Source organism: Janthinobacterium sp. GW456P, assembly GCF_002127655.1.
GTDB lineage: Bacteria > Pseudomonadota > Gammaproteobacteria > Burkholderiales > Burkholderiaceae_D > Janthinobacterium.
Genome location: NZ_NEHB01000031.1, coordinates 82,361 through 93,185, shown reverse-complemented (window position 1 = coordinate 93,185; position 10,825 = coordinate 82,361). Strand labels below are relative to the sequence as shown.

At 55.5% G+C, this 10,825-nt stretch carries 6 protein-coding genes and 2 pseudogenes; 3 read left to right on the top strand and 5 right to left on the bottom strand.

Features of this window, described 5'->3' with window-relative positions; translation table 11 throughout:
* Window positions 1–599 precede the first annotated feature (599 nt).
* Window positions 600–1,259 carry a hypothetical protein gene (locus CBW66_RS28735; protein ID WP_139841700.1) on the top strand — a complete coding sequence of 220 codons (660 nt, stop codon included), beginning with the start codon at window positions 600–602 and terminating at the stop codon, window positions 1,257–1,259.
* Window positions 1,260–1,672: 413 nt separating this feature from the next.
* Here the strand turns inward: CBW66_RS28735 and CBW66_RS23345 are convergent, their stop codons facing one another.
* The 4 genes and pseudogenes from CBW66_RS23345 to CBW66_RS23330 all read right to left on the bottom strand — a co-directional run bounded on the left by CBW66_RS23345 (window position 1,673) and on the right by CBW66_RS23330 (window position 7,592).
* Window positions 1,673–3,541 carry a hypothetical protein gene (locus tag CBW66_RS23345; protein ID WP_139841699.1) on the bottom strand — a complete coding sequence of 623 codons (1,869 nt, stop codon included), beginning with the start codon at window positions 3,539–3,541 and terminating at the stop codon, window positions 1,673–1,675.
* Between the two features lie 391 nt (window positions 3,542–3,932).
* A pseudogene (locus tag CBW66_RS23340) lies at window positions 3,933–4,131 on the bottom strand (transposase domain-containing protein); the annotation flags it as partial.
* Window positions 4,068–6,419, bottom strand: coding sequence for a hypothetical protein (locus tag CBW66_RS23335; RefSeq protein ID WP_086139189.1), 2,352 nt, complete (start codon window positions 6,417–6,419; stop codon window positions 4,068–4,070). The gene CBW66_RS23335 and the pseudogene CBW66_RS23340, both read right to left, overlap by 64 nt.
* Window positions 6,420–6,476: 57 nt before the next feature.
* A complete protein-coding gene (locus tag CBW66_RS23330) occupies window positions 6,477–7,592 on the bottom strand; it encodes a hypothetical protein (protein WP_086142951.1) in 1,116 nt (371 codons plus the stop codon).
* Window positions 7,593–8,097: 505 nt separating this feature from the next.
* On the opposite strand from CBW66_RS23330, the gene CBW66_RS23320 reads away from it, so the two are divergent.
* Complete coding sequence (locus tag CBW66_RS23320; RefSeq protein WP_086139186.1) at window positions 8,098–8,418, top strand: H-NS family nucleoid-associated regulatory protein; 321 nt, start codon at window positions 8,098–8,100, stop codon at window positions 8,416–8,418.
* A gap of 383 nt (window positions 8,419–8,801) precedes the next feature.
* On the opposite strand, the pseudogene CBW66_RS23315 reads toward CBW66_RS23320, so the two are convergent.
* Window positions 8,802–9,790 (bottom strand): annotated as a pseudogene (locus CBW66_RS23315) (IS5/IS1182 family transposase).
* Between the two features lie 265 nt (window positions 9,791–10,055).
* On the opposite strand from CBW66_RS23315, the gene CBW66_RS23310 reads away from it, so the two are divergent.
* Window positions 10,056–10,825, top strand: a 770-nt coding sequence (locus tag CBW66_RS23310) for a DUF6531 domain-containing protein (protein ID WP_172402211.1), incomplete at its 3' end; no start/stop codon positions are given.

Sequence of the window (10,825 nt, the reverse complement as noted above, 5' to 3'; positions counted from 1 at the left end):
GCCCTTTATCGATCACGGTCATGAGAACTGCGTCACAGCGCGCCACTTTATCTCGTAACAACTGAATTTGGTCCATAAAATCCCATGTAGTATTGCGCAGAGACCACGACCCTAATAAATCTAAATGTCTGCTGCTGGCTGCAGATTCAATCGTTCAACGCAACACTTTAACTTAAATGCATCATTGCAAAATGGAATGATGAGAAAAAGAACTCGAATCGATTGAGCCGCGCCCCGCGAAACCTGGGATTGACGTTGAGGTTTAGCCACGGAAGCGTGCATGGAGAACTTCACCGAAGCTCAGGCAGCTCTTGCTTGAGAGCGGTATGAGTCTCTGCAGGGCAGGGGAGATAGACAGGCCAGACCCGATCTCGTCGTTAGATCAGGCCGCTACGAGATTGCGCACCAGGTACCTAGCCGGACACCGGTGGCCCCATACCGATCCGTCAGTTCATCATCTTTTTAGAACTATGGATCAGGAGAGTTTAAGCTGCTGGTGGCGATCAATGGAGAGGGAAGGCCACATTAAATATATTTGCGTTACGATAGCTACTCCATAGCGCCCTTTTATGCGCATGAACCGTCTCATTCAACCATCTATGTCACCTAATATCGAAACCCTCTTGCAGCGCTCGGCAGAGTTTGAGCTTGCACTGCATGCAGAATTTCCTGAACTGGAACTACGATTGGCTGATAGCAGCCCTAAATTGGAACTCGTAGCCACTGCAGTCATAGTCTCCTTAGAACACGGATCGGTGCTCAGGAAAGCAATTGAGGTCGGGGCGTCAAATACTGGCGCCGCGCTATTGCGCCTGCAGAACGAAGCGGTTCTCAAGGCAGCATGGCTGCTTTTCACGGCCACACCTCCCCAGGTGGAAAAGCTGGCAGTGCCTTTGGAAAGTGGGGCTGAGCAAGCAGCCAAGGGGCTACCAGGATACCTTGATATGCTGGCAGCAGTACAAAAGTCTGGGCCCGCCGGACTCACACAGCCACTGATGGAGTTCAACCAATACTCACGCCATGCGCTGAATTCGTTCGTGCACACTGGCATTCATCCTTTGAGCCGCACAAAGGAAGGTTTTCCTCTGCCACTGGCGGAAAAGATACTCAAGTTTGCCAATGCTCACAGTCATCTTGCCTATCGTATCCTGGCGGTGCTGACAGGCGAGCAGCAGCGTATGAATCAAGTTACCAAGCTGTATCTCGCCTTCGCAGATTGCCTGCCAATGACTACAGCAAATGAAACGAATCCGCCCTAGTCGGGAGATATTTACCGGCTCGGTCATGAACAAGGGATCAAACATAACGCGCATCGAAGAAAATTGATTCCATGTATCGACCTTGCGCCACATCAAACCGTCAAGCATTGCGCGAATCACTGGATCATTTCCCGCAAGACACCGGCGCAGTGCCAGCATACATGCCCTGTTCAGCCATACGCTGCAATGCGCCCCGAATAGTGCGTCGGCATACGGCTCGACGCTCATCCGCCTGGACCGGCCGTAGCGCAGCGGGACGAGCAACGTGAAAAGTCAAAGTCAAAGTCAAAGTCAAAGTCAAAGTCGGTGACCCGCCAAAGCTCAGCAGCAACCGCGCAACGTGTTTAACCATGAGGGAGTCGACCCACGAACCCTGCCAAGTCATTGGTAGTGATCTGGCCCCCTGCCTCGCGTCACTTCTCTGGCACCGGTTGGGCCTCTTTCGCCCAGCTGTCCGGTTCGAGGAGGTCGACTCCATAAGGCGGCTCAGGCCAGTCCTCGCCACCACCTTCCTCGTACTCTTCCGATGCCGTCCAAAAGCATAAGGCTTGTTCTGAAAAAGCCTGTCGCCAGCTGGCTTCGTCATCGAGTATCGCCTGCGCTTGCGCTGATAGAGGCTCACCCTGCCTGCGCTGCTCGACGGCAGCGACCGCAGCAAGATAATCCCAGTACCGTAATTGATGGAGTGGCATGCTAATAGAATCGTCGTAAGGATGCGACGCTCTCCCGAACCACCCCGTCAGCCCTGTCGCGCCACCAAAAAGCGCGCGCGCATTGGCGGCCACTTCACCGCATAGACTGAACTGCCGTCGCACGAACTGATGGTGAAACAGATACGCATACTGCCGCAGGACAATGTGACGGTGGCTTTCATTGCTTTGCGCCTGCGTATCCCTTAGCCACCCTGCGTAAGACTGCATCAGAGCAGTGGGGTGATTGTGACGACAGTAATGCGCCTGCCATAACTTGGCTACAGTAGGATCCCGCATCAGGTTATCGGCCTGCCAGGCCGCGGGACTTCCCTCGACGTGAGCGCGCAGTCTGTCCCAGTGAACATCACATCCTTCCATGCGCAGCGCGAAGCGGAGGTGGTATAACCGGAACTCCGTGGCGATTCTGCTTTCCCCAATAGCATCAAAAAACTGCAGCGGCTTCTCATCGTAGACGGCCAGCAATTTAGCGATGGCTTGGGCTTCCTCGACAGTGAATGGCGAGAGTCCCGTCAGTCCGATGCTGGAACCATATGGATGCTTCCCGTGCTCCAGTTCCCACTCTAGCTCCAGTCCGTTCAGGTGTGCCCACTGCTGCCGCGTTCCTGCTCGTTGAATATCGTGGACACAAATCGCGAACATTCTTCCGATGAATACGTTGCGGACCTGCTTCCATAAATCCACATGGTCAGGTCGCCCTGCATTTTGCGGCCAATGTAAAATGGCTTGCGGCAGTAGCGCATCCAGAGCCTGCTGATGCCCCAAAGCATCGCAAGCTAAATCGTCCGCCTGTTCCATGGCCCACCTTTCATGTGACGAGAGCGGTTCCGCACATTCTTGCGCCTCCATTCGCTTCCGATGGGAGGTACGCAACGCTGATTGACGCCGTCGGAGCGCGATCGCCACACGAATAAACCAGCCTCGCGCGCAAGCTGGGTCTTGCTTGATAGCCGAGCAGGCGTTTCTATCCGCATTCGCCAAGTCGTCCAGCGCCAGATAGGCATCCGCCCGTGCTACAAACTCATTTGCACTTGGCAGCCCTGTCCGCCCTCTCGCCTCACTCGCTTCCTGGACCCGTAGCGCGTGCAGCGCAAAGGGTGCGATAGGCGGCGTGCGATCATCTTTGCAAACCGATAACTTCTCATCCAGCCTGTCCACCTTCAAATTCACCTGATGGTCAGCTAGAACGGTGCGCGCTGACGAGATACGGTCTAGCCAGTAGCGGTAGATTTCGAGTCTTTGTTGCATGCTTTGCTCGATATCGTCCAGCCTTTCATTCAATTTTTTCGCGCCAATAGCACCAGTGACAACGTCTATTACGGTGGCTGTCTCCCCGCTGAAGAGCGCATCGAGGTCCAGCAGGTTACGTACGAGGTTGTCAGTATCAGGGCCACAAAGCTGTCCAAGCTGCTTGGGGCGGCTGTGCTTACTTCCCGAGTCTGCGCCTTCAAACAACTGCTCCTGGTACAAATACTTATTCAGCGCACCGCGTAAAGACATAGGACACGGCACCTTGCCTGTCAGTCGCTCGATCGTCGCCAAGACTCCATCACTTGCTTTTTTTCTAGCCATTGCACACTCCGTAGTGGAGGCGGGGTCCGCAAATCAAGACGGCCCGCCCCATGGTATTGTCTTCTGTTTTACTTGCGTTTCGCTGCTGGTTTCGGAATGGCTCTCACCTTGTCATGCACCGGGCTTGTGGGATTTCCTTGATTTGCGCGATTATCATTCACTTGCTTATGAGCGATATTAGTCGGGTTATGCTGGTTCGCGTGGTGATCAGTTTGTTTCTGGTTCATTTAAATGCTCGTTCTGAAGTGGGTGGAGCTTGCAGTGTAGTTTTGTGACCGTAACAGAAAAGCATTTTCTCGCGCTTCTGCCGTAAGCGTCCGCTCAGCGCCGTCTTGAGTGCTGTGGCAATTTGATCGATGATGGCGCCGCACCTCTGAGAAGCGGCGTAATCTCAGAGACCTGCTGGTAAGTTGCAGTGCCAAGGCAAGAATTCATCAAACCGTTTGACGGGATGAGCGGCCCTATGCGTCAGCACGTGACGTAACCAGGCTTCGGGGGCGCCCCCCGTTCAGCTTGGAGGCGCCGATCAGCGAGTACATGGCGGCTGCACGTTTGCCGTCACTGTCGCCGCTGGCGAACAGATATGCTCGGCATCAAAGGCACCGTCGGCTTCGTCCGAGAAGAGCGTTTCGCTGCGCCGGCTGTTCGACTGGGCTAGATACAAGGCCATGGCACGTGTGAGGCATTCGTTGATCCAGACGCGTTCGCCTCCGCTCATTTTGGATACGCTCTTCGCCGAGCCGGTATTGGCATCGTAGACGATGATGTCAAATCCTTCCTTGGACTGCCCGTTGCCGGACTCGAGCAGCGTGCGAATGGAGACCGTAAAGCGCGGCCCATAGCACGCCATCAACAGATCGTTTGTGAGCATCGACAGGGCGGGGCCGGCGTCGTCGATGGCCAAGGCGATGACGCCGTCGTTCCCCAGGCATGAGGCGAACAGAGACCAGGTTGCTGTCTGCTCTTCAATATGCGCGATGTGCGCCTCCAGGGAGGCGAGCGTTTGACGTTGCCCCAGTAACTGGCGTTGAAGCTCTGCAAGACGGCGCTGTCGCTCGATCGCTTCATGCAGTTGCGCTTCGCACTCCGCGAGCCTATCTGCGCAACGCCTGATCTCTTGATTCACTTGATCGAGGCGGGCCGGATCGAACGGCAAAGGAAGCGCGGAGAGCTGCTGTGTAATACGCTCACGTTCCGTTCGTGCATGCAGTGCGACTTGACTGCGTTCACCAGCAATGGCGGCCATTTCCTTCTCAATTCGGGCTTTTTCCTGCGTTTCCGTATCAGTTTCATGTTCGGTATTCTGCGCGAGGAGGTGCATCCGGCGCGTTACGTCGTCGATACTGGCGCGTGCCTGCTCGATCTCATTGGCGCGCGCAGCTAGCTGCTGATTGGCCGAGTATCGTGCCCGAGTGCGATCCAGGCAGCGTTCCGCCCGCGCCAGGCGTTCTGCCGTATCCGGTATTGCCGCGATTTGCGTATCCAGCTGCGACAGGAGCTTGGTTTGCTGATCCAGGGCGTGTTCCAGGCGGCGCAGGGATTGTTCATATTGTGGAATGATGGGGCGGGCCGAGCGGGCGTGCTCGAGAAGCTGGCATTGTCCCTGCAGCGAGGTTCCCGCACATGGAACGAGTGAGGTGAGCGCGAGGCGCTGGTGCAATGCACGGGTTTGACATACCTGTTCACCGATTTCCCTGTTGAGCGCATCGATCTTTTGACGGGCCAGTGTGCGCTGGGCGGTTGCTTCTGTACGACGATCATGTAATTGACGGCAGGTTGCAGCATGATTGCCGCGGTATTCCAGGAGGCGGGTCAGAATCGGCATCCGCCGAGTGGCTCGGGTCACGCTCCAGTGATCGGCGGTCAGCAACAGTAGCCTCGCGTGCCTGTTGGTGACCGCTTGATATTCCTGTGAACGCGCCTGCCGCCGCTGCAAGATTTGTTGGGTCATGGCCCGGCCTACCGCGATGAGGTCGTGTTCCCGCTCGTCCAGCTGTCGATTCACAATCAGTAAGCGATCGCGCAGGTGTTGAAGGGTTTGTTCGATCTGCTGGCGCTGGTTCACGAAGGTCGCGGCGACTGCTTGTTCCGCCTTGAGTGTTGCCAGGGTGTTCTTTTTCTCATCCAGCGCGGACAGTGCTGCCTGCCTGCTCTGTTGTAAAGTGTTCAATGCGTCGTCCGGCATGCTCAATTGCCGTGATAACTGGTTATTTTCCTCGATCTGCTGTTGGAACAGCCGCCGTTCCTGCTGCAATCCGGACAGTCCGCAGCGCAGCAGTTTGGCCGTCTCCGCAGCTTGTCGCCCCTTGGTACGCACGTGCTCCAGTCCGAGCAGGTCACTCAATAGCATTTTAATTTCGGCGTTACGGTAGTGGGCCAGTTGGCGCCTGTTCTGCGCCGAAAATGCCGTGGTAAAAAAAGTGGCGGCTGGGCCGACGATGTCTTCGACGCAGCGCTGGTACGACTCCATCCGGCCATCGGACAGAGTGCCGTCTGGCAGCTGCGCGGGCCGCCATGCGCCGTCACGAAGTTCATGAAGGTAGGCTTCGCTTCTGCGTTTGCCGTTGAGCCGTATGATGATCTGGGAGCGATATTGTCGTCCTCCCATTTCCCAACGGAGCTCCTTGCGGTTGACCGGCAAATACACCTCGTCATAGTAGGAAAAACTGCCAAGACCGTCAGCGCCGGCCTTGGACGGCATGGTCGGATACGGTGTCATATTGTCTAAAATGGTGGTTTTACCGCGTCCATTGGGGCCGACGATGGCCACCAGCCGGGCGCCGGCCGTGAGGCGTTCGAAGTCGAGCGTCAATGTTTCTTTGTTCATCCCGTCGCGAATGCCGATGAAACCCGTCAAAATGAGGGAAAGAGGGCGCATGATGATCTCTACTGATTAAGTGTTCCGGTTTTGAGTATGAAGCGGAGTACGCGCACCTCAAGGCTGCACAGCCCCGTTTCGGGAAGCATTGCATCCGCTTGTGCAGGCGTCGCCAGCAACTGTTACTGTAGACAGCGCAGCCATGGCAATGTCGGCCGGTGAGTGGATAGCTAGCTGGGCCAGGCACGCTAGCAAGGGAGCTGCTGGCGTATTGACCTGATGTGCCCACGCGTGCACTTGCTCTTCAAGTTGATGGCAGCGTGCCATTCCCTCTGCTCTGGCACGGGTGATCGGGATCACACGGCCTTCGAGCTTGATGCCTGCCGCGCCACGAAACAGTGCCGTGATCGCTTCGCGGTCGATGGTGGCGCGTTCCTCTTCAAGGCACTGCCAGCGGATACGCACCCAGGCACCTTCGATAGAGTGACTAGCGACGTATTGGTGCAGCGCATCCATTTCCGGCAGCCCGGCAAATGCCAGCTCCAGCGTACGGCGGGCCGGTGTCGCAACGAGTTCGCAGCTAGCGCTGTCAGCTGTGACTTCCCACATCAAAAAACCCTTATTGCCTTGTTCGCCATAATGCAAGCGTCCAATGGAGCCGGGGTAGGCGATCACCTGTCCGTTGTGCTCCCACGCCTGATGCAGGTGAATATGCCCCAACATGAACGCATTGGCCTGTGCCTGAAACAGCGCGCCTGCGGAAAATTCATGGTCCATTCCCGCCATGGGCACCCCATGTTCTGTCATGCAGCCGATCACGGTACCGTGGGAGAGCGCGATCGTTGGAACGTCGCGCTGGCGCGCCAGTAAATTACCTGGCGCGTAACCGGCCAGGAGGTCCGCCAGATAAAGCCCCATGGCCTGTCCGGCTTGTTCCGCACCGACACTGGCTGCCAAATGTGACTTATTCATGGTCGGAACGCACGAGCAGAGGAGGGCGCAGTCCTCGTCGTACCATTCGATACCGCCGAAACGGCAATTTTCTGAGGCTGTCCATGCGCCTCGTCTGTTGAGGATGACCTGCTGCAGACGATTGGCCACGTGGATGGGATAACGTCCCCCGAGCAGGGAAAACAAATCCAGAGTCCCGGGCGGTTCATGTGAAAACGTCCCTTGCAGCATCAGGACCGGGCAGTGATCGGCCAGGCGCCGGATCTGGCGCGCGAGCGCCATCAACGCCGGCGAATGGGCATCCAGGGCATGATCGGTGGTATCGCCGGTAATGACGGCGACTTCTAATCTTTTCCATGCGCGCGGATGACATGGGCCGTCGGGGCACTGTCCTCGTCGATACCGACTACACCGACGACAGACTGGAGATCTCGCGCTAAATCGGCGATCGATTTAGATACCGTCGACTTCGTGACATGAAACCGCTTTGCGATCTGATCGTAGGTCTGTCCTTGAAGCATGGCCACAAGCCAGGTGGAAGCAAAAGAACGGGATCGTGGTTCCATATCTCTACCTGCGTGGCGACGATGGTTTTCGCTATTGTTGTCGGGCCTACGACATGGTTCCAGCCGAAATTGCGCCCTTTAGCAAGGTGTTTCGCTGGCACAAGGGGAAAGAACACGGATTAACCACCAACGAATTGTTTTAAAATAGCGGTCACTTGGCATGCGTGATCAAGTCATATACAGGTGTCACCCCAAATTTCGATTACTTTCAAGGAGTTCATATGGATATCTCATCATTGTCACTGGCCGAGTTAAAAAAGCTCGAAGCGCAAGCCATTCAAGAAATCAAGAGCCGACAAAAAGGCGAGCTGGAAAAAGCCCGTGCGGAAATGTTGGCGATTGCCCAGCGGGTAGGCGTTCCATTAACGCAGTTGATCGCCAGCGTGCCAAAAAATGCAGGGAAGGGAGAAAAGAAAGCAGTGGCTGCTATGTATCGCAACCCAGATAATCAAGAACAACAGTGGAGCGGTCGAGGCCGGCAACCGCTGTGGGTGAAGTCATGGTTAGAGACTCATCAGACCCTTGACGGGATCCGTATTTAATATTGTGATGGGGGCGCCGATGGACCGTCCTCAGTAATCGCCGTAGCGCCCCTAACATTGCACTAATGACTGTGTGACAGCACCGCACTTCGGTCTTTATGTATTTTTGACTGTGCCGGAAGACTGGATGGAGATGTGCCGAACGCAGAAGTTTAGTGATAGGGGCGAATAGATGATGACGCATTTACATAAAATTGGATATATACCTCTGCCGTAATTTTTTCTAAAATTGCCTGGCGCAATGGGCCACTAATTTGGCAATAGAGCTAGGGAAGCGCTGATTAATTCACTTTCTTAGCGAATTTGGTGCGCTGAGTTTAAACGGCTAGTCGATCAAGCGCATTTCTCGTCGATTTGACGTGATGTGTCGCGTCTTTCATGAATCAGAGCGGACCGCGCGATTCGGTGTTCGTCAAGCGCCTGCCGGCCAGTACCCAATTGGAAGGCGAACAGCGTAACAGCTGCACAGTGCGCTTGATCTGGCCTAAATAGCTCGTTTTATGATGACGGAAAAGATTCTTGAGGACATGAGACGGATGCTCACCTATGCCCGAACACGGATCTTCAGATGTTCCGGCTTCTTGGCCCTTCGCCCCAGTGTATTCCTAGGCAATGAATTGCGTTTGGTGCGCTTCCAAGACGTGTGTCGCGTCACCGATTTGCCGAAATTTTCAGGCCGCTTTTGCCTTACCACTCCGCGTCGCCGAGCGCGACATGCTCGTCGCTATGTAGCAACGCTTGCCCCTGCGTCGTGTCGTCAACTTTTTTTCCGTGCCCAGGAGCGTACTTACACCTGATTTAAAGCCGTATCGATACCGACTCTGGCATTCATGCCAAGGTGCCAGCCATTGCTTCTCTATGACAGGTGCTTCCCGAAATCGCGCTTGCTGTCATTATTCTTCGTCGAGGACCCGTAGCGATCAGCGGTGGGGCGAGGAGGATACTTTCACATAACATGAAGCCCTTCGCGGTGGGGTGTAGGTCGATCGTATTGAAGATATGCCGCGTCAGCTGTTTGGCTTCCAGCAAATAGCGCGATTTCAAAAAGGTCATCGCAGCTGGTACCGATGCACTGCCCAGATCGCTACGAAAAAGGCGCAGATGAAGTGGCTGTCGTAGATCACGTCTTCGATACTTTCGTCCAACAAACCAAAGCATTGCTGGGTCACATACATGGCAGCAAGCACCCAAGTCCGATCAGTGGCCGGCCGATGCTTTCGACCTTCGTACAGAACGGCTCGACGGCCTGATGCAGTTTGGCCCATGGCGTCACGCTGTTGAACTCCGCGCGGAAGCGGTCGCGCCGCGTCGACTTTTTCTTGATGGAGTATTTCAATTCGTAAAAAGCTCTTTTGCATGGTCGAGGGCGCAGGGTGGGGCTGTGGCAATCGTCTTAGGTTGGCTTGCCACACCGAATGGCATCCGATGGATAAATCAGCGGGTCATTTAAGATAAAAATCTTCGAAATCGCCTAAACAAATATAGAAATCTCTGGATACCTTGTTTATAAGCGGTGGATTGCTTGTTGATTGGTCATGATGTTGCCTGTAATTCTGGTATCCCGTGTCTCCGAACAATCCACCCCGAACATCAATATTGTGCTTGTCATGAGACAGGCATAGCGACAGGGGAAACAGATGGTAGCGATTGTCAGCGGTAACACTCTTGGTTTGTTGGGCGGTTCGTCGGCGACGCTGGGGCAGCAAGCAGCGTTTGGTACCGCCGGCATCGGCAAGAGCCAGGAAAATGGCTATCTGAATGTTTCCAATGGCAATATTGTCATGCAGCAGCGTGACGATTTTATTGCGTCGCTAGGTATCGATTTATCGCTGACGCGTACTTACAACGCACAGGGCGCATTGGGACAGCACTGGAAATTTGGCCTCAACCGTGAAATCAGCGCCGTCACGGGTGTTGTCAACGGCGTTGGCAGCACGGTGGTGCGTATTGCGGGAGATGGCAGCGAAGCGGTGTATCGCTACGATGAGGCGCGTGGTGTTTATGTGTCGACCGATGGTGGCGGCGCCTACGCCACTCTGGCGTATGATGCGGTGGAGCAGCGCTGGACATGGCGGGCTGGCGACGGTCAGATGCGCGAGGTTTATGACGCCACGCAGCACGGGCGCATCATATCGGCTACGGATGAAAATAATCACCAGCTCGATTATTTCTATGATGCGGGCAGTGGCCTGCTGTCGCGCGTGGTTACGGCCAGCGGCGATACCAGCTGGTTCGATTATAGCAACGGCAATCTGACACAGGTGCGCGACGTGCTCGCCTCGGGCGCCGTGCTCACGCGCGTGCGTTATGGCTATGATGCGCAGCACCGCCTGACCTCGGTCACCACGGATTTGACGCCGGAGGACAACAGCATCGCCGATGGCAAGGTGGCCGTGACCGGGTATAC

Coding starts and splice junctions, on each gene's coding strand:
- CBW66_RS28735 (WP_139841700.1), top strand. CDS start 600: ATGTCACCTAATATCGAAACCCTCTTGCAGCGCTCGGCAGAGTTTGAG.
- CBW66_RS23345 (WP_139841699.1), bottom strand. CDS start 3,541: ATGGCTAGAAAAAAAGCAAGTGATGGAGTCTTGGCGACGATCGAGCGA.
- CBW66_RS23335 (WP_086139189.1), bottom strand. CDS start 6,419: ATGCGCCCTCTTTCCCTCATTTTGACGGGTTTCATCGGCATTCGCGAC.
- CBW66_RS23330 (WP_086142951.1), bottom strand. CDS start 7,592: ATGGCGCTCGCGCGCCAGATCCGGCGCCTGGCCGATCACTGCCCGGTC.
- CBW66_RS23320 (WP_086139186.1), top strand. CDS start 8,098: ATGGATATCTCATCATTGTCACTGGCCGAGTTAAAAAAGCTCGAAGCG.